Source organism: Shewanella sp. MM_2022_3, assembly GCF_022557375.1.
Classification (GTDB): domain Bacteria; phylum Pseudomonadota; class Gammaproteobacteria; order Enterobacterales; family Shewanellaceae; genus Shewanella; species Shewanella xiamenensis.
The window spans coordinates 1-26109 of record NZ_JAKZGV010000057.1; the positions used below are offsets into that span (position 1 = coordinate 1).

General features: G+C 45.4%; 22 protein-coding genes. 12 read left to right on the forward strand and 10 right to left on the reverse strand.

What is annotated here, in order from left to right:
- Positions 1 to 236: 236 nt before the first annotated feature.
- Positions 237 to 1007 (reverse strand): FKBP-type peptidyl-prolyl cis-trans isomerase, encoded by a 771-nt coding sequence (gene fkpA, locus MMG82_RS18840; protein ID WP_047535453.1) that lies wholly within the window; start codon positions 1005 to 1007, stop codon positions 237 to 239.
- A 153-nt stretch (positions 1008 to 1160) separates the two neighbouring features.
- Here fkpA and MMG82_RS18845 point away from each other — a divergent pair, with 153 nt between their 5' ends.
- The 6 genes from MMG82_RS18845 to pepN all read left to right on the forward strand — a co-directional run bounded on the left by MMG82_RS18845 (position 1161) and on the right by pepN (position 7862).
- Positions 1161 to 2111, forward strand: a complete 951-nt coding sequence (locus MMG82_RS18845) for a hypothetical protein (protein WP_047535450.1) — start codon at positions 1161 to 1163, stop codon at positions 2109 to 2111.
- A gap of 9 nt (positions 2112 to 2120) precedes the next feature.
- Positions 2121 to 2333: a SlyX family protein gene (locus MMG82_RS18850; protein WP_037414894.1), complete on the forward strand. Its 213-nt coding sequence runs from the start codon at positions 2121 to 2123 to the stop codon at positions 2331 to 2333.
- Positions 2334 to 2387: 54 nt separating this feature from the next.
- Positions 2388 to 2930, forward strand: a complete 543-nt coding sequence (gene def, locus MMG82_RS18855; RefSeq protein ID WP_047535447.1) for a peptide deformylase — start codon at positions 2388 to 2390, stop codon at positions 2928 to 2930.
- On the forward strand, positions 2927 to 4327 hold the full coding sequence (locus tag MMG82_RS18860; RefSeq protein ID WP_047535444.1) for a hypothetical protein: 1401 nt from the start codon (positions 2927 to 2929) through the stop codon (positions 4325 to 4327). Before def ends, MMG82_RS18860 begins: the two co-directional genes overlap by 4 nt.
- 67 nt (positions 4328 to 4394) lie before the next feature.
- Positions 4395 to 4988 carry a penicillin-binding protein activator LpoB gene (gene lpoB / locus MMG82_RS18865; RefSeq protein WP_007645693.1) on the forward strand — a complete coding sequence of 198 codons (594 nt, stop codon included), beginning with the start codon at positions 4395 to 4397 and terminating at the stop codon, positions 4986 to 4988.
- A 240-nt stretch (positions 4989 to 5228) separates the two neighbouring features.
- Entirely contained in the window at positions 5229 to 7862 is a 2634-nt protein-coding gene (pepN, locus tag MMG82_RS18870; protein ID WP_088586785.1) for an aminopeptidase N, read from the forward strand.
- A 54-nt stretch (positions 7863 to 7916) separates the two neighbouring features.
- Here pepN and MMG82_RS18875 read toward each other — a convergent pair whose 3' ends face one another.
- Entirely contained in the window at positions 7917 to 9443 is a 1527-nt protein-coding gene (locus tag MMG82_RS18875; protein ID WP_052183972.1) for an EAL domain-containing protein, read from the reverse strand.
- A gap of 260 nt (positions 9444 to 9703) precedes the next feature.
- Here MMG82_RS18875 and MMG82_RS18880 point away from each other — a divergent pair, with 260 nt between their 5' ends.
- Positions 9704 to 11596: a methyl-accepting chemotaxis protein gene (locus MMG82_RS18880; RefSeq protein ID WP_047535423.1), complete on the forward strand. Its 1893-nt coding sequence runs from the start codon at positions 9704 to 9706 to the stop codon at positions 11594 to 11596.
- An 85-nt stretch (positions 11597 to 11681) separates the two neighbouring features.
- On the opposite strand, the gene MMG82_RS18885 is transcribed toward MMG82_RS18880, so the two are convergent.
- On the reverse strand, positions 11682 to 13046 hold the full coding sequence (locus MMG82_RS18885) for a diguanylate cyclase (RefSeq protein WP_047535420.1): 1365 nt from the start codon (positions 13044 to 13046) through the stop codon (positions 11682 to 11684).
- A gap of 367 nt (positions 13047 to 13413) precedes the next feature.
- On the opposite strand from MMG82_RS18885, the gene MMG82_RS18890 reads away from it, so the two are divergent.
- A complete protein-coding gene (locus MMG82_RS18890) occupies positions 13414 to 14310 on the forward strand; it encodes a DUF72 domain-containing protein (RefSeq protein WP_052183971.1) in 897 nt (298 codons plus the stop codon).
- Positions 14311 to 14332: 22 nt separating this feature from the next.
- Here the strand turns inward: MMG82_RS18890 and MMG82_RS18895 are convergent, their stop codons facing one another.
- The 6 genes from MMG82_RS18895 to MMG82_RS18920 all read right to left on the reverse strand — a co-directional run bounded on the left by MMG82_RS18895 (position 14333) and on the right by MMG82_RS18920 (position 21448).
- Complete coding sequence (locus tag MMG82_RS18895; protein ID WP_037414918.1) at positions 14333 to 15802, reverse strand: inorganic phosphate transporter; 1470 nt, start codon at positions 15800 to 15802, stop codon at positions 14333 to 14335.
- A 187-nt stretch (positions 15803 to 15989) separates the two neighbouring features.
- On the reverse strand, positions 15990 to 17666 hold the full coding sequence (locus MMG82_RS18900; RefSeq protein ID WP_172591369.1) for a glucan biosynthesis protein D: 1677 nt from the start codon (positions 17664 to 17666) through the stop codon (positions 15990 to 15992).
- Positions 17667 to 17922: 256 nt separating this feature from the next.
- The gene (locus MMG82_RS18905; protein ID WP_047535412.1) at positions 17923 to 19398 is read right to left on the reverse strand and encodes a carbon starvation CstA family protein; all 1476 of its coding nucleotides are present in this window, start codon (positions 19396 to 19398) and stop codon (positions 17923 to 17925) included.
- Positions 19399 to 19624: 226 nt separating this feature from the next.
- Positions 19625 to 20101 carry a GNAT family N-acetyltransferase gene (locus MMG82_RS18910; RefSeq protein ID WP_069454362.1) on the reverse strand — a complete coding sequence of 159 codons (477 nt, stop codon included), beginning with the start codon at positions 20099 to 20101 and terminating at the stop codon, positions 19625 to 19627.
- Positions 20102 to 20279: 178 nt separating this feature from the next.
- Complete coding sequence (locus MMG82_RS18915; protein WP_037426123.1) at positions 20280 to 21014, reverse strand: LrgB family protein; 735 nt, start codon at positions 21012 to 21014, stop codon at positions 20280 to 20282.
- A complete protein-coding gene (locus MMG82_RS18920) occupies positions 21014 to 21448 on the reverse strand; it encodes a CidA/LrgA family protein (protein WP_037414933.1) in 435 nt (144 codons plus the stop codon). Before MMG82_RS18920 ends, MMG82_RS18915 begins: the two co-directional genes overlap by 1 nt.
- A gap of 121 nt (positions 21449 to 21569) precedes the next feature.
- On the opposite strand from MMG82_RS18920, the gene MMG82_RS18925 reads away from it, so the two are divergent.
- A complete protein-coding gene (locus MMG82_RS18925) occupies positions 21570 to 22460 on the forward strand; it encodes a LysR family transcriptional regulator (protein ID WP_172591368.1) in 891 nt (296 codons plus the stop codon).
- Between the two features lie 4 nt (positions 22461 to 22464).
- On the opposite strand, the gene MMG82_RS18930 is transcribed toward MMG82_RS18925, so the two are convergent.
- The gene (locus tag MMG82_RS18930) at positions 22465 to 23289 is read right to left on the reverse strand and encodes a hypothetical protein (RefSeq protein WP_172591367.1); all 825 of its coding nucleotides are present in this window, start codon (positions 23287 to 23289) and stop codon (positions 22465 to 22467) included.
- A gap of 366 nt (positions 23290 to 23655) precedes the next feature.
- Here MMG82_RS18930 and MMG82_RS18935 point away from each other — a divergent pair, with 366 nt between their 5' ends.
- From MMG82_RS18935 to MMG82_RS18945, 3 genes are read left to right on the forward strand one after another with little or no spacing between them, the layout of a single operon-like run.
- Complete coding sequence (locus tag MMG82_RS18935) at positions 23656 to 24390, forward strand: basic amino acid ABC transporter substrate-binding protein (RefSeq protein WP_037414939.1); 735 nt, start codon at positions 23656 to 23658, stop codon at positions 24388 to 24390.
- Positions 24391 to 24395: 5 nt separating this feature from the next.
- Complete coding sequence (locus tag MMG82_RS18940) at positions 24396 to 25076, forward strand: amino acid ABC transporter permease (RefSeq protein ID WP_037414942.1); 681 nt, start codon at positions 24396 to 24398, stop codon at positions 25074 to 25076.
- On the forward strand, positions 25069 to 25797 hold the full coding sequence (locus MMG82_RS18945; protein WP_047535399.1) for an amino acid ABC transporter ATP-binding protein: 729 nt from the start codon (positions 25069 to 25071) through the stop codon (positions 25795 to 25797). Before MMG82_RS18940 ends, MMG82_RS18945 begins: the two co-directional genes overlap by 8 nt.
- The last annotated feature ends 312 nt before the right edge of the window (positions 25798 to 26109 follow it).

Below are 26109 nucleotides of genomic sequence, written 5' to 3' on the forward strand. Positions count from 1 at the left end.
TTGCTTTAAATATGCGTTATTCATTTAAAACTTAATCAGTCTTCCATCGTTCTAAAATAATGGCTTATTGATACAGCAATATCTTGTTATTCAAATAGCAAAATAAAACACTAACAAAGCTAAATAGCCTGTTATAACTCGGTTTGCTAATGAATTAAAACAAAAGTAGGATTTAACAGCATAAAAAAATACCGCCCAAAGGCGGTATTTTTATAAAAGCATACTGTAACTAAAAATTACTTCTTAGCAGGTTCAGCAGCAGGTGCAGCTTGTGCTTTCTCAATTGATTTCAACTCAACTTCAAAAATCAGCGTTGAGTTTGGTGGAATCGTTCCAGTATCACGTTCACCGTAAGCTAAGTTTGCAGGGATAACAAACTTGTACTTAGCACCAACAGGCATTAACTGTACGCCTTCGGTCCAACCAGGAATAACACGATTCAATGGAAATTTAGCCGTTTCACCACGTTTGTAAGAGCTATCAAACTCTTTGCCATCAATCAGAGTACCTACGTAATCTACTTCAACCGTGTCTTCAGCCGCTGGCTTTTCACCTGAACCAGGAGTGAGTACTTCGTATTGCAGGCCTGATTCAGTGGTGACTACGCCTGGCTTAGCTTTGTTTTCTTCAAGGAACTTTTTGCTATCCTCGAGATTTTTCGCCGCAATGGCTTTAGCTTGTTCTGTACGCTTATCGTTTAATTTTTTGTCTAAACTTTGAAGAATGGTTTGCATTTCTTCTTCAGTTAATTTCAGCTGATCATTCAAACCATTAGTAAAACCTGTCACGATCAGCGTGCGGTCAACTGGTAGGCCTAATTCTTCTTGCTCTTTAATATGACCAGACATATAACGACCGATTGAAGCACCCACACTGTAGGCTTCTTTTTGTGCTTCTGTCGTTAATTCAACATTTGCGCTTGCATTTGTTGCTTTTTCTTCTTGATTACAAGCAGATAGGCCAATAACAGCCAATGCAACTAACGATAATTTATAAATCGATTTCATTAAAGCTTCCTCAGCATCCTCAAGCGGTTACAATAACCTAAGCGCGACAACTTTATACTAGTTATCTGGGTTATACCAACTAGATTCTTTATGGGTTAACTGTGATTAATTTCACTCTACCGAGTTAGAGACACCAACTTTAGGAGCAAGTTCATGAAGAAAACCCTACTGCTGGTAATTTGCACGATTTTTTTGACGGCTTGCTATCCTAAAGCCGAGGATATTCGCGTGCTCTCAAAAGACCCTTCTTACAGTGCAAGTCTCTCGAGTGATGGCACTCTCGCAATTGTCGCGACTCAGAATCAAGGAGTCCAATGTTGGGACTTAACCCAGCACACCCTTAAATACCAATGGGTGCATGGCGACCTTAATACAGGCGTAGCCAGCACAGCCATTTCACCTAATGGAGAGTTCGCTGCATCGTTAAGCCGCGATTCAGTAGCACTATGGACAATAGCCGACGGAAAATCCGTAGGTTGGTGGTCACTGCCCGCATCGGGAGAAAGTGTTGCGGTAGCCAACAATGGGGTTTTGCTTATTGGTTTAAACGATGGCAGCGTAATGTCTCTGAATGCGGCAAAAACGGCACTGATTAAATTCTTAGGCCATAAAGAACGCGTCAATACGGTTGCACTGTCGGCGGATGGTCGCATCGCACTCACAGGGTCAAATGATATGCAGGCCATTTTATGGCAGGCACAAACCGGACAACCAATCCACACTTGGGATCTTGGTAGCCGGGTGACTAAGGTGGCACTGAACGACAGTGGTAGTTTAAGCTTTACCAATGGCAGTACGAATGAAGCAAAAATTTGGGACAACTCAACCGGTAAACTTTTAAATCAATTAGCAATTAATCGTCGCCAAATGACCTTTTCAGCAGTACGTTTTACTGAGCAAGACAAGCAGTTATTAACGGGAACTCCCGCCCGCGAAGTCATACTCTGGCAACGCAGTTCGGGTAAACCTATTGCACAATGGCAAATTGCGTTGACGAAAAACAGCCAAAACCGAGGAGCCGTTGTATACTCTGTGGCAATTCGAGATACCAATAAAGTCGTTAGTATCAGTAGCCAAGGCTTAGTTGAGACTTGGCAACAATAGAGGTTAGCCATGCAAGGTGTACAACAACAAATTGAAGAGCTGCAAACTAAATTAGCTTTTCAAGAACTCACTGTCGAAGAATTAAACCAAGAGGTGATTAAGCTGAATCGACTCGTGGCCCATCAACAGCACCAGATCCAGTTATTAGTTGGCAAGTTGCAGGCAATGGAGCCGAGCAATATTGCTACCCAAGCTGAAGAAACGCCGCCACCCCATTATTAATAACGAACTAAAATCGTCAGCCAAACGATGAAGACTAAATATCCAGGGAATGCGATGTTTAAAAATGAGATACAACACTCCTGTCAGCCGCTACCGATTGCCCAGGTAGGGGAAGCCATTTTAAAACAACGGGCAATTGAAGTACGCGACTTTGATAAAACGCTCAGTCAGTTAGCATCGCAAATGGTGGCAAGCATGGTAGAGGCAAAAGGCGTCGGTATCGCTGCCCCACAAGTGCACAGCCCGCTAGCGCTATTTATCATGGCATCACGGCCAAACGAGCGTTACCCCGATGCACCGCTAATGGAGCCCGTTGTAGTGGTTAATCCACACATCGAGTTGGCATCTTTACAACTCGAAAAAGGTGAGGAAGGCTGTTTATCTGTCCCAGGACAACGGTTTACCATTTGGCGTCACCACAGTATAGTTGTGCGCTATCAAAACCTAGCGGGACAGTGGCAACACGCCGAATTAACGGGTTTTATTGCACGTATTTTCCAACATGAATTCGATCATCTTCAAGGGATCACTTTGCTTGAGCGTTCACAAATGCCACAGCAAACACTAATGGCACAAGAAGGTAACCCACAGGCATGAACACCACCTTCATTCACTCTTTTATCAGACCCACCATCAGCACATTGATGCTCACCGCCATCTTAGGTTCGAGCGGCTGTGCCTATAACAGTATTTTTATCAATTATCCGGCACAAATCGCGCCAATCAAACAAGATCTCAATACCGCGACGCCCATGGCGGATATCGACAAATTAGCCAGTAATATCCAAGGCAATGACGGTTTGCTTTACGCTCAAGAAGCGGGGCGCATCGCTCAAGTTGCAGGGGATTTTGCCAGCAGTAAAAAATACTACGAGCAAGCGGTGGCGGCCTACACCGCCTTTGATGATAAAGCCAAGATTAGCGCCAGCGATATCGGCGCGACGGCGACAAGCTTAGTGTTAAATGACAATGCGATTCCCTACCGCGGCCCGGGCTTTGAGCGCATTATGCTGCACCAATATCAGGCGCTCAATTACCTATTCAGCGGCGACTATCAAGGCGCGCTAGTGGAAGTTCGTCGTAGTAACGAATTGCAAAGTTCTGAGCAAGAACGCTATCAAAAATCGCAAAAATCGGTACAAGCTATGGCTAATGGTACGATCGATGCCGAAGTGAATAAACTTGGGCAAGCGGCAGGCACTGTCACCAGCTCCTTCCTAAATGCTTATAGCTATTACACGACGGGCGTACTACACGAAGTGCTTGGTGAACCAAACGATGCCTTTATCGATTACCGTAAAGCAGCACAAATCACTCCTGATAACACGTATCTGCAACAGGATTTAGTGCGTCTTGCCAAACAACTCGGCATGCCGCAATACGATGAGTTTAAAAAGCGCTGGGGCGATGCCAAGCTACCCAAAGCAGGTGAAGGCCAAGTAGTGTTGATGGTCGAAAAGGGCTTTGTCCCTGAAAAACAAGCGCTCACAGTGCCCTTCACTATCCATGGCAACTGGCAAACCGTGTCTCTAGCGACCTATGGGCCAAACAATAGCTATGTGCCAGAGACTCAAGTGCAGGGCTTAGGCACAGTGCTTAAAACTGAACCTATCGCCAATATTGATGCCTTAGCGATTACCGCCTTGAAAGAAGATTTACCCGGAACCTTAGTCCGCCAAGTTGCAAGGGTTTATGCCAAATCGGAAATGGCTTATCAAGTCGAAAAAAGTGGTAAACCCGGCAATAATGCCGCCGATATTGGCAGTATTGCTATGCAGATTTTTAACGTTGTTACCGAACAGGCGGATCGCCGTAGTTGGTTAACACTGCCGAAACAGGCACAAATTGGCAGGCGTTATCTCAATCCTGGCGAATACACACTGCAATTGGATAAAGCACCACCGGCCAAAATTGACGTTGCCGCAGGCAAGACCACCTTGGTCTGGGCAATTGATACTGGTAATTACACCCGAATTTATTCAATAATCATTTAACCGAGCGGTGAATGTTTGAATAAAACGAGTGTCATTAAGTTTTTACAATCACAAAATGGAACTGACTATGAAACAATTTAAACTGATTTTTGTGCTGGCTGCCGTGATGGGTCTGGCTGCATGTCAATCTAAAGTAGAGTATGGTGATGCCACAGAGGTTGAAACCGTTAACGAAAACTTTGGCTCAACGGATCTGCAAGCCATTGCCGCTAAAATGGTTGATAGCATGATGACTTTCCCACCTATCGTGGCCATGACAGCGAACAACCGCCCAATTTTGTTTGTCGATAGCATCAAAAACAAAACCTCTGAGCATATCGATACTGAGTCAGTAACCGACTCTATCAGCAACAAATTATTGCGCTCAGGCAAGTTCCGTTTTATCGACATGACAAAAGTCGATTCAGTTCGTAAGCAACTGGATTACCAAAACAATACCGGTATGGTTGACCCATCAACCGCCATCAAGTTTGGTCGTCAAATCGGTGCCCAGTACATGCTGTATGGCAATCTATCAAGCATCGTTAAGCAAGATGGCAGCACCAAAGACGTTTACTACAAGATGACTATGCGTCTAATGGACTTAGAAACAGGTCTTATCGAATGGTCTGACGAAAAAGAAATCCGTAAGACCAAATCTAAGTCTTTCTTGGGCATGTAATCCCGCTCAAAGTGATAGGCTAATGCCGAAACATCCAAAAAAAGCCAGCATTTTTGCTGGCTTTTTTTACATTTTTAACATTGGTTATCCATGCTAAATAAGGTAGTGTACTCGCCCAAAACACTAAGCAATGATGCCGCTTTTGTATGGAGAAGAGTTCGCGACACAATCAGGCCGACTCTTGCCCCACGACGCCGCATCTACGCCACAAATAAAGTAAATCGTTGAAGGATTTAAGTAGTGAATTTGTTTAAAGCTAGCCTAGTCGCCCTCACCTGCTCTGCATTAATGTCGTGCGCCGTTAAAAGTCCTTTAAATACAGGGCCAAGGGACGCCAGTCCCTATATCAGCCAGTATCAGGCAAGCCTACGTTCACAGGTAATATCGGATGTGCATTATGAGTTGGATTTTCAACTGACGGGCGACACGCAATTCAGCGCAACAACTAAGATCCACTTCAATCTTAGCGAGGTTCCTAAGCAACTGAGCTTGGATCTAAGCAAAGCACAAATTAAGCGTTTTTTGATTAACGGAACCGCCATTTACCCCAATTACAATGGTGCCTATATCAGCTTAAACACCCGCTTACTGACCTCGGGTGATAACACAGTTGAAGTGCAATTTACCCGAGCGCACAGCACTAATGGCGAAGGCTTGCATCGCTTCCAAGATCCCGTCGATGGCAAGGTCTACCTCTACTCTCACTTTGAGCCTGCCGCTGCTCAACAGATGTTTGCAGTATTTGATCAACCCGATTTAAAAGCCAATTACAAAATCAGTGTGACCGCGCCGAAGGATTGGCAAGTGATCAGTACCATGCGCGAGTCCTCTGTCACACCTGCGGGGACCATTAATCGTTGGGAGTTTCCTGAAACGCCTAAATTAAGCCCTTACAATTTCTCTATGCATGCTGGCCCGTACCATATGTGGCAGGATAATTCCGGCCGTTATCCTATGCGATTATTTGCACGACAATCCGTTGCTCACCAAGTGACCCCACAGGACTGGTTTACCTATACAAAACAGGGGTTAACCTTCTTTGACGCCTATTTTGGTATTCCTTATCCCTTTAAAAAATACGACCAAATCCTAGTGCCAGACTTTCTCTATGGCGCAATGGAAAACGCAGCAGCAGTGACCTTTGCCGAAGATCATTTCCTCCACAAAGCAGAAATGACCGCCGAGCAAAAACAAAGCTTGGCGGGTGTTATTATGCACGAAATGGCCCACCAGTGGTTTGGCGATTTGGTCACTATGAAGTGGTGGAATGGCCTGTGGTTAAACGAAAGTTTTGCTTCTTTTATGGGTACACTCGCGACCCAAGAAGCCACCGAATTTACGAATGCTTGGCGCAGTTTTTATGCTCAAGGCAAACAGCGTGCCTATGAGCAAGACAGCTTAGTCACTACCCATCCGATTGAAGTGCCTGTAGCTACCACCCAAAATGCCTTCGACAATATCGATGCTATTACCTATCAAAAAGGCGCCTCGACACTCAAGCAGCTACGCCATTTACTTGGTGATCTAGTGTTCCGCCGCGGCGTGAGCAACTACCTCAAACAATACAGCTACCAAAATGCCGAGCTGGATGACTTTATCAATAGCCTCGCTAAAGCTGCGGGCAGAGACTTAAGCGCATGGACACAGGAATGGTTATACAGCGCTGGGGTAAATACTATTAAAGCCGAATACCGCTGCGACGGTAACCGCATTAGCGAATTTAGCCTATTGCAATATCCCGCTAGCAGTGAACTACCGACACTGAGGGAGCAAAAAGTCCAAATTGCACTGTTTACTAAAGGACGTTTCGATTTAAGGCATGAGACCACAGTACCAGTAACCTACAAGGGCGAGCGTACCGAGGTGAAACAATTAGTCGGTGAGCGTTGCCCCGATCTGGTTTACCCCAACTATGATGATTGGGGCTTTGTGAAGGTGCAACTCGATGAAAAATCCTTCGATACCGCCAAGCAACAGTTAAGCCGAGTTACAGATCCGCTATTGCGCTCAATGTTATGGCAAAGCTTGTGGGACAGTGTACGTGAGGGCAACCTGAGTTTAGATCAATACCTCAGCACAGTATTCGTCAACGCCCCAGCGGAGAATGACTACACTGTGGTCGGTCAAATTATTTCTAGCTTGCTACGCAGTAAAGAATACCTCGCGCAGATCGCGCCTATTCAGCAAAACTATGCTGAAAATGCAGTCAAAGGCTTAGCGCAAATGAGCCTTCGTAAGACCATGGAGAGTCGAGGGGACAATGACTTCCAGCGCCGCTGGTTCGATGCCTATATCCAATTAGCCAGCGATCGTGACAGTTTACGTCATTTAGCGCAATTGCTGGACGGCACGACTAAAATCAAAGGGTTAACTTTAGATCAAGATCTGCGCTGGGCTATCATAATCCAGCTTAATCGCTACGACTTCCCGAATGCGCAGCAACGTATAACACGGGAAATAGCACGTGATAACTCAGATTCTGGGGAAAAAGCGGCATTAGCTGCTCAAGTGATCCGTCCTGAAGCTGCCGCAAAACGTCGCTGGTTGAGTAAAGTCCACGCCGATGTCCTACCGTTTGCTAAACAGCGCATCATCATGGAAAACCTCTATCCTGCGGAGCAAAAACTCTTAAGCGCAGCCACAGCTGAAGAGCGCCTCGCAAACTTAGCCGATATGGACAAAAAGGGCCCAGTGTTTATGCGTAGCTACAGCCGTAACTTGATCCCAACCGACTGTAATTACAATAGTATTACCGCCTTGGATAAAGTATTAGACAGCCAAACAGGCTTATCTAATCTTAGCCGTCGTACTTTATTAGAAACGCGTCAAGCAGAGCAGCGTTGCGTGCTAATCAAAAATAAAATGACCCACTGATAATGAGTTGAAAAAGAAGAGGCTCTGATGAGCCTCTTCTTTTTGCCTTGATCTTTACCTTACATGGGAAACCTGTAGATAAAAATGTAATAACTCTTTCAATGGTAGTGGCTTAGAATAAAAATAGCCCTGATGTTGATACACCCCTTTAGCCGCTAAATAATCTACCTGTTCTTGGGTTTCCACGCCTTCGGCAATCATCTCCATATTCGACTCGTGTCCAAAGGCAATAATGGCATCGAGCACCGCACCTTTAAGATCTTTCGTACCAATGGTATCGATAAACATCTTATCAATTTTGATACTATTAATTCCAAGTCGCTGTAAATAGCTAAAACCGCCAAAACCCGTACCAAAATCATCCAGTTTAAAGTCATGGCACAATGGTAAAACGGCTTTTATTTCAGCTAAGGCTAGCTCAAATTGAGTGATAGGTTTGCGCTCCGTCAGCTCAAATGCAATCCGCTTAACCATGGGATCTCGGTTTAAAGAGAACCATTGACTCAGCAAGCCAGACTCTAAGTGCTGCGCAACAATATTGATGCTTACCCAGCCTTTTAGTTGAGCTAAATCGCGATACACCTGATCTAGCAATAAATCGGTGATCGGTAATATGAGCCCCGAATCCTCAGCATAAGGAATAAATTGATTGGGCTGGACTAATACACCATCGAATCGACGCCAACGTACCAGCATCTCCTGCCCAACAACGTCGCCTGAACGGCAATCGATAATGGGCTGATAATAGGGAATAAATTCTTTTCGACTCATTCCTTTTTGCAGCAACATACCAAGCGACACCCGGGCAGATTGCCAGTTCCAATAAAAAATCACAGCTAAAAATGCTGCAATTAACGCTGCAATAAAGAGTACGACACTAATGCGATAGGCTTCTTGCCAATAGAGATCATCACCCGCCTTTAAGGTTAAGGTGACATCTAACGTTTTAATATAACGAGATTTCTTGATAATGCTGTGGTTTTCATCAAGATTTTCTGTCCCCCTAACCATGGGGGAAAGCCCTTGATAACTGATGAGTAATTGATAACAACCGTGGCAAAGGTTAGATAGGGTTTCGTTATAAACAGAGCTATTAGTCAGCACGACTAACTTCTGCTCACCTAAATGAAAAGCATAGGCAAGACTACGAGCACGATCGGTGGCCGCGACCGTTGTCGCAATATCGACCTGTTGTGTGCCAAAAAATAAACTTCGAGATCGATCAAGATGGTAATTGACTGGCGGACCGATATTGGAGCATTTTTTACCATCGGCAAGTTCTAGCTGAATAAAACGAACAATTGCTGGACTCAAGGATTGACTATTGAGTAACGCAATATCATCTTCATTGCAGGTAAAAGATAATTTAGCAAATGCCCGTTCAATATTTTTTTGCTTAAAATCATCAACACCATTTGCAAAAGTAAGTGTTATTTCATCAAAATCACGATTAAACCTTTTTTCTATGCTATAGGCCGTCAACCAAGGATAAATTGTACTCGCTAAAAGTATTGGTAAAAGAAAGATTAAGCATGAATGTAACCAAGGATTAAAGCACCAGCGAGGAAAACTCCATTTCATCTATACTACTCTCTTACTTATGTTTGAGTGCACTTGCTTATGACACTTTAGGAATACTATGCTAAAAAGCCTTTCAAAACTGTGCAATAAAACAAGTTCACCATGATATAAGTAACTTTTGAAAATACTTATACAAAACAAAATACTGTTAGCAGCCACAACTTTATCAAATCTGAATGATCAACCATTAATGCTTTAGCTATTTCAGCCGCTATACTTTATTAACGTTAGGTTGCTAGCGGAATTTAAAGGAATAGAATATGCGTTCAACACTTAAAACTCGCCTACTTTTTAGTAGTCTCTTAGCCGTATTCATCACTGTTGCAGTACTGGTTAGTATTTCAAGCTACGTCATTAGAAATCATGCTATAGGCAATACCCAAGGCGAGATTGATCAACTAGCGAATACTTTTGCCGAAGGTATTGGACTGTGGATGAAAGATAGAAAAACAGCCATTACAAGCCTTAAAAAGACCATAGAGGCTGACCCGAGTGTGCAAATTACCCCTTATTTATTACAAGCACATAATGCAATGGGATTTGCGCTCACCTATTTTGGTGATGAGCAAGGCAACATGTACCGCCAAGATCCAGCGCTCAATACCGCAAACTATGACCCACGTGTCCGCCCTTGGTATATGGATGCCAAAGCCGCTAATAGCATGGTTATGACTGCTCCCTATGTCAGCGCCACCCTTAAAAAACAAGTTGTGACTATCGCTGAGCCAGTGATGGTTGCGGGCCAACTCTTCGGTGTCGCCGCGGCAAACCTTACAATTGACCAACTCACCGATGCGGTACAGCGGCTTGAAGTCCCCGGTAATGGCTACACCCTGATGGTAGACAACACAGGACTAATTATTAGTCACCCCAATAGTAAGTTAAATAATCAACAACTTACTACTATTGACTCTGATTTTACCCCCACCTGGCTATCACAACGCGCCAATGCCAATACTATGGAAGAGCGAGAATTAGATGGTGAGACTCAACTAGTCTATGTAGCGAACGTTCCGTCGACCGACTGGGCGTTAATATTTGTGATGAACAAACAAGAAATCATGTCGCAAGCGACTACGCTCGCTTGGTGGATGTCCGCCGTAGGCGCTGGGTTACTGGTAATGTTTGGCTTAGTATTAGTCGCAATCTTCAAAATGCAATTCAAAGACTTAGAACGAGTTGCTTTGGCACTAAATGATATCGCAGAGGGCGATGGCGATCTGACGGTGAGAATTCACACCGCAAACAGCCATGATGAAATTGGGATCTTAGCCTCAGGTTTTAACCGCTTTGTCGAACGTCTACACGGCATGATTTCGAGAATGCACAATATTGCAGGCCAACTTGAATACCAAGCTAAGGGCAGCAGTGCATCTGCGGCAGATAACAGCCAACGCATTGCGGTTCAGCAGGACGAAGTGACCATGGTCGCCACCGCAGTCACCGAAATGGCCAGCGCCACAGAAGAGATTGCCAGCAACGCCGAACATACAGCGCAAACAGCGCAAAATGCCGTGAGCCTCTCGAATCATGGTCAAAAACAAGTGATGCAAAGTCAGCAATCTATTCGTAACTTAGCAAATGAGGTTGATACCGCAGGACGTATTATCAGCGAGCTGAATGAGCACTCACAAAAAATTAATAGCATTCTATTAACGATCAGTGGGATTGCAGAACAAACCAACTTGCTTGCGTTAAACGCAGCCATTGAAGCCGCTCGCGCAGGTGAGCAAGGTCGTGGTTTCGCCGTGGTTGCCGATGAAGTTCGCGTATTATCGCAACGCACTCACTCATCAACCCAAGAAATTCAGGCAATGATTGAAACCTTGCAACAAACAGCAGGCAAAGCCGTAAAATCCATGACTCAAAGCCATGATATGGCAGAAACGAGTGTGGCCGATGCCAACTCAGCCAGCGAGAGCCTGCTGCAGATAAGCAAAGCAATTAATGAGATATCTGATATGGCAAGCCAAATTGCAACGGCCGCAGAGGAACAAACCTCTGTGACTAGCGAAATTAATCGCAATACCGAATCAATTCGTGAAGTCTCAGAAAACCTCTCTATTGAGGCCCAAAGTGCGATGGTGCAGTCACAGGAGTTGGCTCACTTAGCCGCCTCACTGCAACAGGAAGTGTCACGTTTTAAACTATAAATACACTTGTTGCATTGAATTGATATAAACACCCGCTGTAGCGATTTTCGTTACAGCGGGTTTTAGTTAGAGTTTTAACACTGGCCTATAAGTGCTTTCCCTTCAAACCTTGATACCCCAACTCAATACGATTACCACCATTCTTTTTAGCCTTATACATGGCAGCATCAGCGCAGGAAATAAGTTGCTGTTCATCTTTACCATGCTCAGGATACAAAGCGACACCAATACTTGGAAAAATATGAATTTGCTGCTCTACAAGTTCAAAAGGCTGATTCAATATATCCAGCACTTTTTGAGCAACGAGCAAGGTATTGTGTGCAGAATCAACTCGCTCCAGTAAGATAACAAATTCATCGCCACCAAAACGCGCGACCGTATCAGAAACTCTCACGCAGCTAAGAAGCCGCTGCGCGGTAATTTGTAACAACAAATCTCCCACACTATGTCCGTAGGTATCGTTAACCCATTTAAATTTATCTAAGTCTAGATAAAGTAAAGAGAAATAACTCGACTCTCGATGCGCTCGAGATAAAGCCTTTTGAAACCTATCGTAAAATAACTCTCTGTTGGGTAGATGAGTCAACTGGTCGTAGAGTGCTATCTGCTCTAAGCGAGCCAACATTTGACGACGTTCGATGGCGAACGCAATTTGAGTCGAGACAAACTCCACCAATTCACAATCCTGTGTAGTATAGCTTCTCGAACCTGGGTTGCTATGCATTATCAACGCGCCAATCACCCCTTTGTGCAATCTCAACGGCACGCCGAGCCAGCAATCTTTAAAGGTTACTGCTAATGGCGATGAAAGCGTATTCGACATGGGACAAAAGAGTAAGGATTGTCCCGTTTGAATGATCTGCTCAGCAAAATAATTAGCATTACTGATATATGCGCTATTTTGCTCGGACACCGATAACTGGTAAGGAAAATCTAATTGATTTGAATCTTGGTCATAAAGCGCGATAGCAAAATTTTCTGCGGGTAAAAGTTTTGCAATGATCTGATGGATATGACTATAGAGGGATAACAAATCCTCGGCCACATGAACCGCCTCAGAAATCTCGTATAACGCGGCTTGCCGGCGCTCAGCATTTTTATTTTTGGTAATATCGCGAGCCACCGCAACGCGTTGTTGATATTCATCAGACCAGCGGGCTGACCACAGAATATCCACTATGCTGCCATCTTTGCGTATATAACGATTTTCAAAATCGATTTTATAGTGATCTGTCATAATTTCATTGGCCGCAGCAAGCGTACGTTCACGGTCTTCTGGTAAAACCAAATCCAACATCTGCATACCAATCATTTCATCTGGCGTGTAACCAAAAATACGTTCAGCACCCGCACTCACAAATTCAAATCGCCCCGATTTATCCACCACACAGATGGCATCTAATAGCAAATCAATAAAGCGACCAAGTGAAGTATAACCTTCGTTTTTCACACGACTCTCCCACCACGCCTGCAGACAAAACGAGAATAGCTAACTGACTATTGCAGCTAAGCTGTGCATCCCTGTATAGAACCAACGCGCGAATACTCGATGATTAAGGTTAATAGTACATAATATCATACTATTAGAGTAGGTTAATTAGCATGGCAGTTCCACTATTACAACATTCCATACATAAAGCCGGATTGGACATTAGCTTAACCCAATAACAGCATCCGCAAGATGCTTAGTATTTGACTGAGATAAAACTCTTTGAGCACAATAGCTAATTCAAATTTAGTTGATTATATCTGGAGTTATTTTGACGGGGCTTAAGTCACCTTCACACCAAGCGAATCATTTTCGCCTAGGGCTTGCAATGTGGTCTCATCAGCATTGGCAAAGCAGTGTTTATGGTGCAACAACTAAGCAAGCCGATCGCCTAGCCCGCTACGCAACCATTTTTAACACTGTAGAAGGAAATACCAGTTTTTACGCCACGCCAAATACACAAACAGTGATGAACTGGCACAGCGCAACACCAGATGACTTTCGCTTTACCTTTAAACTACCGCAGCTCATCACCCATCAAAGACAGCTGCAACATTGTCAGCAGGAACTAATGGAATTCTTTCGGGTGATGTCGCCCTTGGCTGAAAAAACTGGGCTATGGAAGATCCAACTTCCCGCCTACTTTGGCCCGGAGCAACTAACAACCTTGGCGCATTTTTTAGATATGCTTCCCCAAGACTTGACCTATGGCGTTGAAGTACGGCATTTAGCCTTTTTTGCGAAGGGAGAGGCTGAGCGAGCACTAAACCGCTTGCTGATGGATAAACAGGTAAATCGCATCATTATGGACAGTCGGCCCTTGTTTGCCCTACCGCCAGCTAGCGAAGCAATTATTGATGCCCATAAGAAAAAACCACAATTACCCGTACATGCTATCGCAACTGCAAATGCGCCAGTGGTTCGCTTTATCGGACAAACCGATGGTACTATCGAAGCCTTAGCCGCCAATAACGATAAGTTACAGATCAAAAACAACGATAGCTTTTTCAAAAATTGGTTACAGCAACTTCCCCTCTGGATTAAAGAAGGTCGAGAACCCTATCTTTTTATCCATACACCCGACAATCAAACGGCTCCAGAGCTCGCAGTTCGTTTATATCAGCAGTTACAGCAGCAAATCGCCGCTGAGATTTGCTTACCAACAATCAAGTTACACACACCACCATTGGCAGATCCTACCGCGCAAATGCAACTCTCTTGGTAAGAGGCTGCATATCAACTTCAGCTTAGCCCCAAATTGAGTTAGCGAGAATAAAGACCAATGCCGACAAGAACATCGTAATAGGCAGCGTGAGTACCCATGCCAATAGAATTTGCTTAATGGTTTGGCTTTGCAGCCCAGAGCGATTAGCAACCATAGTACCCGCAACCGCCGAAGATAGAATATGCGTCGTTGAAACTGGCATACCCGTAACGCTGGCAATCCCAATCGAAGCCGCAGCCGTCACCTGCGCAGCAATACCTTGGCTATAGGTCATTCCAGACGAGCCTATTTTTTCTCCCACGGTATAAACAATTCGCCGCCAGCCCACAAGCGTGCCACAACCCAAGGCAGTCGCAATCGCCACGATCACCCAAAGCGGCGCGTATTCGGTCGATTTAGTCAAATCCTTACGCCATTTAGCTAAAGAGCTTAACTCCTTGGCTGGTAAGTCTAATTTAGACACTTTACGAGCGGTATCATCGATACACAGCAACAACCTACGTACTTCACGGCGCTCTTCTACCGTCATATCTTGAAAACTATTCGCCTTATCCAAACGGCGATCAAGCAACGACATCGCGGGTAACACGGTCTGTGCCGAACAATGACTCAACAGCTCATCACTCGCCTCAAGCTGTGCTTTTACATCAACTAAATCGCTAATTATCGCTTGATTGCGGCTATAAATAGCCATAATCCGCCGGTTTGCATCCTGCGTCCTTGCCAAATCATAGGACTGGCTGCTCATATCGAGGGCAAAATACGCTGGGGCCATACAGATAAGCACCAGCATCACTAAACCTATGCCTTTCTGCCCATCATTTGAGCCGTGGGCAAAACTTACCCCCATGGCCGAAGCTATCAGACTGACGCGCGCCCAAAATGGTGGATGGCGTTTACCATTAATCTGAAATTGTTCATCGGGCGTACGGTGGATCTTGTGCTTTTGCCACATGAACTTCATCAGCAATAGCAGTACTCCAGCCAGCACAAAACCAAGGGTGGGCGAAATAATCAGGGATAACATGATTTGCGTGGCTTTAGTGAGATTAATGCCATGCAATATAGGCTGGTGATGTATCCAAGCAAATGCGCCACCAACCCCCATAATCGAACCAATTAAGGTGTGGGAGCTAGAAGCTGGAATACCAAAGTACCAAGTACCTAAGTTCCAGATAATGGCGGAAAATAACAGTGAAAACACCATTAACAGCCCTTGAGTGGAGTCCATCCCCAACAAGGAGTCAACGGGAAGAAGATGTACTATGGCATAGGCTACGCCAAGTCCGCCAAGTAACACTCCCGCAAAGTTAAAAAGGGCTGATGAAACCACCGCTAAATTTGCAGGCATAGCTTTGGTGTAGATCACCGTCGCAACAGCATTGGCGGTATCGTGGAAGCCATTGATAAATTCGTAGGCCAACACAAATAACACTGCCAGCACTAAAGCCACCGACCAACCAAAGCCGATAGAGGTAAATATCTCAAACATAAATCGCGAACCTATGACGAGGACGCCACAGATTACGCCCAAGGTTGGGTATTTGACAGTGAAAAATTATTTAGATTTTCAAAAAGTGAATTAGTGCTCAATAACTTTGAATCCAACTTGCAATTAACAAATCGCTTAATACAAAAACGCCAGCACTGAGGCTGGCGTTTTGATTCACCCATATAGCTTACTGTAGATGACCTGCGTTATGCAGTTCACGTTCGTTCATCGGCGGTGGTGTCCATTGGTACATCCACGTTTCAGACAAAGGTTGACCATCTACTTCTAAGTAAACTCTTAGGTTAATCGGCTCAACGCTATCCTCTGGCGGCACGAGGTCAAACATAGCGCGGTAACCATTGATCGCATGTTGTGGGCGAGCAGAGTCGATTTCCACACGGCCTTGTGAAGTTGAAATAACCGCTTTCACTTGAGTATCTTTACCCAGCATTGGTAAAGAACCACCAGCAAAATCAATCACGAAGCGCTTGCTATAGTACTTACGCTTTTGACCAACTACGCCACCAATACCAGTAAAGGTATCCACTACGCGGGCACGGGGTGACTGCACAGGTGGAGTACCGCCCCAGTACATGTTGTAGCTATAGAGTAACTCTTGTCCTGGTTGAATGGGCTCTGCAGGATTCCAGAAAGCCACGATATTGTCGAAGGTTTCGTCCAGTGTTGGAATTTCAACTAACTGCACCGAACCTTTACCCCAATTACCTGTTGGTTCAATCCACAGACTTGGGCGCTTCTCGTAGAATACGCCGTCATCTTGGTAGTGGTCGAAATTACGGTCGCGCTGCATTAACCCAAAGCCCTTTGGATTCTCATCGCTATAGGCGTTGAATCTCAAGTTACTTGGATTGCCCAGAGGGCGCCAAATCCATTCACCGTTCCCCGTATGCATGGCAAGTCCATCTGAATCATGGATCTCTTGACGCCAGTCATAACCCGTACGGCGATCGTTCTCACCGACCATGAACATACTTGTCAGTGGTGCAACGCCTAAACGTTCGATAGCCTTACGCGGATAAATCGCCGCATCAACCTTCATCTTCAAACGCTCACCCGGCTCGATATCGAAACGATAAGCACCAGTTACACTTGGTGAATCTAACAGTGCGTACACAGTCGCAATATTAGAACCTGGTTGCGGCTTCTCTAACCAAAAACGGGTAAACATCGGAAATTCTTCAGGCTTAGGCAACGCAGTATCAACCGCCAAACCACGGGCTGAAAGACCATACTGCATTTCCTGACCGACCGCGCGGAAATAGCTTGCGCCCAAGAAAGCGACAACGTCACGTTGCCAGTCGGTGTTGAACTGCATTCTAAAGCCTGCAAAACCTAAATCTTTAGGAAGCTGGCTACCCTTTACCTTCGACTTACCGTAATCGAACATAGAAGGAGAATATTCAATCAGTTTAGCCTTGCCATTTTCCAATTGGTAAATGTGCACTGGTGTATCGAAATACAGGCCTAAGTGGAACAACTCGGCGCGAAACTCCGAATCATCCTCATGCCACAGTGCGGCTTTTTTCTTGAAATGGAATTGCTGGTAATCATCCCAGCTCATGCCCTGTAAGCTTTTTGGTAACTCACCCTTGTGGCTTACATAGGACTCTGTCGCCAGCGTATGGGCATAGCCTTTTAACCAAGCGTAGCTAAACTCTTCTTCCTGCGGCGCACTGGCTTTACCCGCTGCACAAGCAGATAAGCTTAACAACACACTACAGGTGAGCAGCACGCTGCCAACCATCCGTTGTAAGCGGCTACGAGTAGACTGAACTTCTACCGATGGCATCACCATCGGCTCAGGATTTAAATGTCTTTGTTCGGGAAATAAATTGGGTTGCATAAGCAGACTCTGAATTGATGTAACTTCCTGACACTTCTCTGCAAAAGTAAGCATTATTGCAGTGACTGCCCTGTGGAGAACTGTTGATGACAGTGATAACAATAACTCTATCTTCATCAGTTCGCCAGAATCTAACATAATTTCGACGCAATGGAATATGTCACAGTGACAATATTCAATACTGACGCCAGTTTATGAAAATAGTATTAAAAAGGGCTGCAAAATGCAGCCCTTTATGGTCATAAAGCCAATTAAGTTATAACTTTGTATCTATTACTGTTTTGCGTTTGTTATTAGCAATAATCAAGGCGATTAAACACACCACACCCACGGCGATGCCCACTGGTTGACTCAGGGATTGAGGTAAACCTAAACCAATACCTGCGGTAACAATGTAAGACACTGTCACACAAGTGCCCGCAATCGCAGGCAAGCTTACTATCCAGTGAAAACTGCCTCTATCGAATAGATATTTTGTCGCCAACCATAGCACACTGGTCGATAGCAGCATGTTTGAGAAAGCAAAATAACGCCAGATCAAGGAGAAGTCGATCTTGGTCATAAAGTAAGCGATGGTCAGAATAGGCGCCGCTACCAGCAAACGGTTACGCATACTCTGAGGGATATTAAAGGCGTCGATAATGGTTAGACGCAGCGATCTGAACGCGGTATCCCCCGAGGTAATCGGAAATACAGCGACCGCAATAATTGCCATCACGCCGCCTAATACCCCAAGATAGCTCGTAGCCACTTGGTTAACCACTAAGCCAGGGCCGCCTTGGTCTAGTAAGCTCTTAAGCTCAACATATCCGCCCGGGAAGGCCGCAATCCCCGCAGTCGCCCATACACAAGCCACCACACCTTCAGCCACCATAGCGCCGTAGTAAACTGGGCGAACGTATTTCTCGTTTGTCAGGCAGCGTGCCATGATAGGTGCTTGAGTTGAATGAAAACCACTAATAGCACCACAGGTAATAGTCACAAACAGTAATGGCCAAATCGGTAAACCATCGGGGTTAGGTTCCAATAACTCATTGTTGTAATGGCTGTGGTTGAAGTACGCGAACACATCGCCCATTTCGGGTAACTGCGGTGCATTGATGAGGAGAGCCACTGCAATCGAAGTGGTCATCACGATCATTAATAGGCCAAACGCGGGGTACAGCTTAGTGATGATCTTATCGATTGGCAGCATAGTGGCTAAGAAGTAATAGGCCAAAATCACTAATACCCAGAAGGTGTTATTGCCAAAAATAGTATCTTTAAAATAATCGAGATTACTGAGTAGTCCTGCAGGGCTCATGATAAACACCACGCCCACGAAAAAGAGTAACATCGCAGTAAACAGCAGCATTACGCCTTTAAAATAGATGTTAAAATAGTGGCCCGCGATTTCAGGCAGACTCTTTCCATCTTCTTTTATGCTTAACACCCCAGAGAAATAATCGTGCACCGCGCCGCCGATAATGTTGCCTAACACAATCCAGAGTAAGGCCACTGGGCCATATAAAGCCCCTAGAATAGGGCCAAAAATCGGCCCGACACCGGCAACGTTTAAAAATTGAATTAAAAACGCTTTAGCTGGGTGGACGGGTACATAGTCCACGCCATCTTCGAATCTTGCTTGGGGTGTTTGCGCTTTAGGATCAATCCCAGCTTGGCGTTCAACAAACGGACTATAAAACTTGTATGCCAGCACTAAGAGCGCAAGACATAAGAAGAAAATTAACATTATTTAACTATCCATACTTTAGTAGAAGGTGATTAACTAGAGAGTTTCATTGAGTTAGCCAATGAGATCAAGCCATCACATACTAGACTAAAGTCGGGTTGATAAATCTAAATTTACGATAAGACTCGCTTATCTAAATAGATTTTTCAAATAATTTGTCTGTAAAAAATAAATCCAATCTTCTCTATAAGTGTTTCAGCTATTGGCTGGATAGCTTGTTTAAGTCTTAACGCAGCACAAATTCGAATAATGGCGCCGTATCATCTTCCTCTTGAATGAGTCTGTCCGTCTTTACAGATCCATGGCGCAGCAACACCCGCTGGGATGCAACATTATGCTGTGCCACATGGGCAAAGAGCGGCCTTGAGGTCACTAACGGTAAAAATGTGTTCAAGGTTAAGGTTGCGACCCCGCGCCCCCAAAATGCGCGGTCAATCCAGTAACCAATCATCGCCTGACCATCCCTATGCCAATGGCCAATATTGCCAACCAGCAAGCCATCGACTTCTATCCCCCGTGCCAGTACCGATGCCTGCCCAAGGATATTTTGCTGCCAATGAAGGTAAAACGCCTCACGGTCCCGCGAGGGGAACTGCGCCAATTGGCAAGCAATCGGATCCTGCTGATGGGCGAAGATCAGCTCCAGATCGCTCAGCTTGATCGGCCGTAACGTCACATTCGATACGCGTGTTTGCTTATCCATCCTATATCTCTATTCAATTTCATCATCATGACATCTCGACATTCGCTGTCAGCTAAAAAAATGGGCGCATAACCCAAGCAGAGGTTAGCGCCCTAAGAGGCAAAACAACATCATTTAAACAAACAAAATCACAATTAAGGGGGAGGGTTAACGCAACCCAGCAAATCACTAACTCACACTAACTGAAGATCACGGCAAATACGGGCGCGCCCAGCACCATCGCAATCCCGATAAAAATCATGGTCAAACTGGCAATGACGCCCTCTTGCTGGCCTAACTCACTGGCTTTGGCGGCGCCCGCACCGTGGGCCGAAGCGCCCAAGGCCACGCCTTTGCCTAAAGAGGTGCGAATATGCATCAACTTGAACAGCGGCTCGCACACTAACATGCCGATAATACCGGTGATGAGCACCATCATGGCGGTCAGTTCTGGCACACCGCCAAAGGCGCTTGTGGCCTCCATCGCAAAGGGCGTCGAGACCGAACGCACCAACAAACTCTTTGCAAGCTCCACAGGTAGAGGCACAAATTTGACTAATAGCCAGCTCGACACCATGCCCAGCAACAGTCCAGCCACCACGCCAAGGGCAATGGTCAGCGGATATTGGCGAATGAGTTTACGCTCCCGATAAATCGGCAAGGCAAATGCGATTGTCGCAGGTGCTAACATCGCCATTAACCAATGGGTGTATTCAAAATAAGTCGGCAGTGGAATATCGAGATTAAACACCAAGAGCGTGATTACTACAGGCGCAAGTACAATCGGCGCTAACCACCATACCCGGTGGCGCTTATACAAACGCTTCGCCGCAAAATAACAAAATAGTGTTAATAACAAGCTGATAAGTGCCAATCCCGTCTGCGAAAACACTAACTCAGAGACAACCGCAGGACTTAAGCTAACGCTCGACATTACACGGCCTTAGCATGGCGACGCGCATGCTTTTTGATATTGAGCTGACGCTCGAAGCGAAACACTCTGTCAACCACAAATCCCGTACCCACCATCACGCACACACTGCCCATCACTAAGGTGAAGAGAATATTCAGCCCATATTGCTCAAACAGGCCTTCATATTTAATGACCGAGATAACCGGCGGAATAAAAAACAGCAGCAGCTCACCGATAAGCCAAGCCGCGCCGAGCTGCACGGCATTTTCAGGAATTAACTTAGTCGCTAACAAAATCAGCAACAGACCTAAACCTAATACACTACCAGGCACTGGTGAATGCGCCCAAGAGGCAAACCAATGGCAGGCAAAAGACAATAAACAAAAGAGGCCAATTTGAGTTAACAATAAAGCCCCATGACGGCATCGACGTATCGCGGCTTGTAGGAAAGACATGCGGTTTCTCGATTTACACCAAAAGTTACTATGGGATCATTTTAGGCTTGCCTATTAAATAAAAAAAATGAATATTAAGCATGTAATCCATGAATTTTAAGAATGCATTATAGGGGCGAGAATGGATCTCAAAGTACTGCGCTATTTTATCGAGATCATCGATGCTGGCGGTTTTGGTAAAGCCAGTGAAAAGGTTCATCTCACCCAACCCGCCCTCTCCAAGGCGCTGCGCCAGTTAGAGGAAGAACTCGATTTGGTACTACTCGAGCGCGGCAAACGTGGCACTCAGGTCAAACTCACCCAAGCAGGAGAAGTGGTTTATCGCCATGGTAAGGAGTTATTAGCAGGACGCCAACGTATGCTGGCCGAACTCAGTGCCCAGCGCAGTTTGACTGCGGGTGAATTAAAACTCGGTCTCGCGCCGCTCGGCAGTGCTGAAATTTTTGCCCCTATTATTGCCAAGTATCGCCAGCAGTACCCACAAATCGAAATGCACTTGTTAGTCCGTGGTGGCGTTGAGCAAACGCTGGCAATTCAAAAGGGCGAAATAGAACTGGCCACTGGTATAATCGACCTTGATGATGGCTATGACGGCATTCGAGTGTTTAACGATCCTATGGTGGTAGTGCTGCCCAAGGAAAATCCCCTCACTACCAGGGAAATACTCTCAGTCAATGATTTAATCAATGAGCCACAAGTGATGTTTGAGACTGAATACACCCTGCATCAATTGGTGCTCAACGCCTGTCAGCAAGCCGGATTCTCCCCTCAAAATATCACCCGTGTTAGCCAAGCGGACTTTGGTATCGCACTGGTGGCAGCCGGAACTGGCGTGATGATACTGCCGCGCTCGATCGCGCGGCGTTATAGTGTGGCGGGGGTGGTCAATATTCCACTGGCGAGTGACGAATTGCGCTGGGAGTTATCGCTATTTTGGCGCAAAGAACAAGTATTGTCCTTTGCGGCACAGGCGATGATCGCGTTAGTTAAAAAGCACTTAACGCAAAAATAACCTCCTACCAAGGTACGACTAAGCTAAAACGCACTAAGGTATCGTTATCCCAAGGCAGAATAGGCAAGTAGTCGGGTGAGTGCACACTCTCCTTGGCATAGTGGTCTAGATTGTATTCGGTATGTTCCACATACAGTAACCACTGACTCCCCTTCTCCCAGTAATCAGTATCGTAACTCATGCTGAAGCGATATTGATTTTCAAGCCATTGGTCGCCATCGTTCCAAGTTTGCGCGGCTAAGTTCACGTTTAATTTGGGCGTTAAATCAACACCAACGCTACCCATTACAGTGTAAGCAAACTCACTATTACCAAAATCGCCTCTATCGTAACCTCGGGTGCGGGGCACGTCATCGTCGATCTCCAAAAAGTAATAGCCCGCACCCGCCTTAAGCTGGGCTTGGGTTTGTTGGCCTTGATAATTGGCTGTTAGTCCTGGAAAAAACTTCGCCTGCTTCTCCACTGAACTCACAGTATTACGCTTGCCCTGCAAATCCACTTGCCAACCTAAGGATAACTGCGGGGAAAAACGATAAAGTTCCCCAAGAGCGGCATATTCCGATTTAAACCACATCGGAATATGGTCAGGATCCAGCTTATCTCTATCAATATCGATAAACATATCCAGCACCGCAGACAGATAAATATCCGATGCGGTGGTATGTTCAATAATGATATTGCCATTGGCCCCAAAGGTATGCGAATTTTCTTGTTCGACAATAAAATCATGAATGCCCATAGTGTAATGCCATTGGGTTGATTCCTCTGCATAAACAGAGGTTGCCATACTTAAAAGCAACGCTACAGGCGCCAAAATTTGGTATTTCACATAGTGCTCCATCAATTGCGATTTAAAACTGCCGATTAGATTATTTAAGTTTAATTTAATCAATTTTGCATTATTTGTATCTGAGATAGTTCATAAAAATCCAGCCTATTCACTAAAGTGAATAAAAATTAGCTCACCTCATTACTTTAAAGCGCTAAATTGCTATTCACGGTCACCTAAACAATTTCACAACCTTTTAAAAAACTATTGATATCAAACACCACAATCATAATAAACATGATGTTCGTTATTTAAACCGCCAGTCCAAAAGTGAATTTTTAATCACAAATAAAGCATAATTATTGACACAAGTACGCAATCCTCCTATAGTCGCCACATTGCCAGTTATCCAAAAGAGAGTCTTAAATGAAAAAATCCATGTTATTAGGCGGCCTAGCCCTCAGTGCCACCTTGTTGTTAGCTGGATGCGGGAAAAGCAACGATGTTTTAGTGGTGGGAACCAATGCGGCCTTCCCGCCCTTTGAATACGTTGGCGGACAAAGTGGCGACGAAATCAAAGGTTTCGACATTGAGCTTGCCAAACAAATCGCTAAAGATGCCGGCAAAACGCTCAAAGTCGAAAACATGAAATTCGATTCACTGATCGTGGCGCTAAACTCAGGCAAGATTGATTTTATTGCCTCGGGCATGACCATCACGCCAGAGCGCCAAGCCAGCGTTAACTTTTCGGAGCCCTACTATGAGGCAACTCAAGTGCTGCTCGTCAATAAAGATAACGATACAATTCATACTCTTGATGACATTAAAGACAAACACTTTGCGGTGCAGCTCGGCTCAACCGCCGATATGATGTCTAAAAAATACACCCAAAATGTCACCGCCTTTAACACAGGCTTCGAAGCCATCATGGAGCTGAAGAATGGTAAAGTCGACTTAGTGCTATTCGATAGCGAGCCTGCGGCGAACTATCTGGCGAAAAACCCCGATCTCAAACTGATCAAGCTGGATTTCCCCGCTGAGTTTTATGGCTTTGCGGTGTCAAAGCAGCAGCCTGAACTCCTCACTAGCATTAATAACACGCTGAAAAACTTGAAAGAAAGCGGCCAATATCAGACGCTCGTTTCAGCCCATATCAAGTGATCCCTATGTTAGAAGCAATTAATACTTCGCTGTTTAGTCCCATTGGCGACGACGGCATGATAGGCATACTGCTGATCTTAAACGGCTTAAAAGTCACCTTGATTGTGACCTTCTTCGCCATGTTATTAGGCGCAGTATTAGGCGTGGGCACCACACTGATGAAGATGTCATCTAAGTGGTATATCCGCTTTCCCGCCGAACTTTATGTTGGCGTAATCCGCGGCACGCCTGTGGTGGTGCAGTTAGTGATCCTTTACTTCATCGTGCTGGCCGCATTCGATGTCGATAAAATTACTGCCGCCATTATCGCCTTTGGTTTAAACAGTGGCGCTTATATCTCTGAGATTATTCGCGCAGGGATCCAAGCCGTCGATAAAGGTCAAACCGAAGCAGCACGCTCGCTTGGACTATCGCAAGCCATGACCATGAAACTGATTATTCTGCCGCAGGCGATTAAGAATATTCTGCCCGCGTTAGGCAATGAGTTTATCGTGCTACTCAAAGAAACCGCCGTAATTGGCTTTATTGGCGGTGTGGATTTAATGCGGGCGGGCGAGATTATCCGTAGTCGTACCTTTGAAGACAGTATCCCACTCTTTACCTGTGCGCTGATTTACCTGTTCCTGACCTACAGCTTCACATTTATGCTGTCGAAATTCGAAAAGAGGTTGAAGCAAAGTGATTAACATAACCAACCTACACAAAAGTTACGGCGACAATGCGGTCCTTAAGGGCATCAACGAACATATTCGCCAAGGCGAAGTGGTGAGTGTGATCGGCCCCAGCGGCAGCGGTAAAAGCACCTTTTTACGTTGCATCAACCTGTTAGAAAAACCCACCCAAGGGGATATTGAAATCGAAGGGCAATCCATTACCGCCAAGGATGCCTGTGTCGATAAATTGCGGCAAAAAGTGGGCATGGTGTTCCAAAACTTCAACCTATTCCCCCATAAAACCGTATTGCAAAACATTACCTTAGCGCCAGTGAGCCTAAAGTTAATGACCCAAGCCGAAGCAGATAACAAGGCGCTGACGCTGCTCACTCAAGTGGGCTTGCAGGATAAAGCCAATGCCTATCCTTCGAGTCTCTCGGGTGGCCAAAAGCAAAGGGTTGCCATTGCCCGCGCACTGGCGATGGAGCCAGATCTCATGCTATTCGACGAGCCCACCTCGGCACTCGACCCCGAAATGGTTGGCGATGTACTGGATGTGATGAAGGACTTAGCGCAAAAAGGCATGACCATGGTAATTGTGACCCACGAAATGGGCTTTGCACGCGATGTTTCCGACAGAGTCATCTTTATGGATGGCGGCTATGTAGTGGAGTCCAATATCCCCGAGGAATTATTCACCCGCCCCAAAGAAGCCAGAACCCAAAGCTTTTTAAGTAAAGTGCTCAGGAAATAAAGACTTATACAACATTGAAAGGTGAACAATGGTATTTGCTCGATGACACGCAGCATGCTTTGAGACAGAAGCGCGTTAAAAATTGAAAGGCGAACCATGGTATTTGCTCGACGACGCGCAGCGAGTCCATCCGTGGATGCTCGACCGCCCAGTCTGATGTGAATGGATTCACGAATGCCGCGATGGCATGGATAATGGAATGGACCCATCCACTTTAAATCGGCCTCGCAATGGGCCACGATGTAGTCGCTAAAACTCATCAGAAAGAGGACGGGTCCACCTATGAAGATTACTACAATCGGTTTAGATATC

Excerpts from the sequence above, each read along its gene's own strand:
- fkpA (WP_047535453.1), bottom strand. The coding sequence starts at position 1,007 with ATGAAATCGATTTATAAATTATCGTTAGTTGCATTGGCTGTTATTGGC.
- MMG82_RS18845 (WP_047535450.1), top strand. The coding sequence starts at position 1,161 with ATGAAGAAAACCCTACTGCTGGTAATTTGCACGATTTTTTTGACGGCT.
- MMG82_RS18850 (WP_037414894.1), top strand. The coding sequence starts at position 2,121 with ATGCAAGGTGTACAACAACAAATTGAAGAGCTGCAAACTAAATTAGCT.
- def (WP_047535447.1), top strand. The coding sequence starts at position 2,388 with ATGTTTAAAAATGAGATACAACACTCCTGTCAGCCGCTACCGATTGCC.
- MMG82_RS18860 (WP_047535444.1), top strand. The coding sequence starts at position 2,927 with ATGAACACCACCTTCATTCACTCTTTTATCAGACCCACCATCAGCACA.
- lpoB (WP_007645693.1), top strand. The coding sequence starts at position 4,395 with ATGAAACAATTTAAACTGATTTTTGTGCTGGCTGCCGTGATGGGTCTG.
- MMG82_RS18875 (WP_052183972.1), bottom strand. The coding sequence starts at position 9,443 with ATGAAATGGAGTTTTCCTCGCTGGTGCTTTAATCCTTGGTTACATTCA.
- MMG82_RS18880 (WP_047535423.1), top strand. The coding sequence starts at position 9,704 with ATGCGTTCAACACTTAAAACTCGCCTACTTTTTAGTAGTCTCTTAGCC.
- MMG82_RS18890 (WP_052183971.1), top strand. The coding sequence starts at position 13,414 with ATGTGGTCTCATCAGCATTGGCAAAGCAGTGTTTATGGTGCAACAACT.
- MMG82_RS18895 (WP_037414918.1), bottom strand. The coding sequence starts at position 15,802 with ATGTTTGAGATATTTACCTCTATCGGCTTTGGTTGGTCGGTGGCTTTA.
- MMG82_RS18900 (WP_172591369.1), bottom strand. The coding sequence starts at position 17,666 with ATGCAACCCAATTTATTTCCCGAACAAAGACATTTAAATCCTGAGCCG.
- MMG82_RS18905 (WP_047535412.1), bottom strand. The coding sequence starts at position 19,398 with ATGTTAATTTTCTTCTTATGTCTTGCGCTCTTAGTGCTGGCATACAAG.
- MMG82_RS18910 (WP_069454362.1), bottom strand. The coding sequence starts at position 20,101 with ATGGATAAGCAAACACGCGTATCGAATGTGACGTTACGGCCGATCAAG.
- MMG82_RS18915 (WP_037426123.1), bottom strand. The coding sequence starts at position 21,014 with ATGTCGAGCGTTAGCTTAAGTCCTGCGGTTGTCTCTGAGTTAGTGTTT.
- MMG82_RS18920 (WP_037414933.1), bottom strand. The coding sequence starts at position 21,448 with ATGTCTTTCCTACAAGCCGCGATACGTCGATGCCGTCATGGGGCTTTA.
- MMG82_RS18925 (WP_172591368.1), top strand. The coding sequence starts at position 21,570 with ATGGATCTCAAAGTACTGCGCTATTTTATCGAGATCATCGATGCTGGC.
- MMG82_RS18935 (WP_037414939.1), top strand. The coding sequence starts at position 23,656 with ATGAAAAAATCCATGTTATTAGGCGGCCTAGCCCTCAGTGCCACCTTG.
- MMG82_RS18940 (WP_037414942.1), top strand. The coding sequence starts at position 24,396 with ATGTTAGAAGCAATTAATACTTCGCTGTTTAGTCCCATTGGCGACGAC.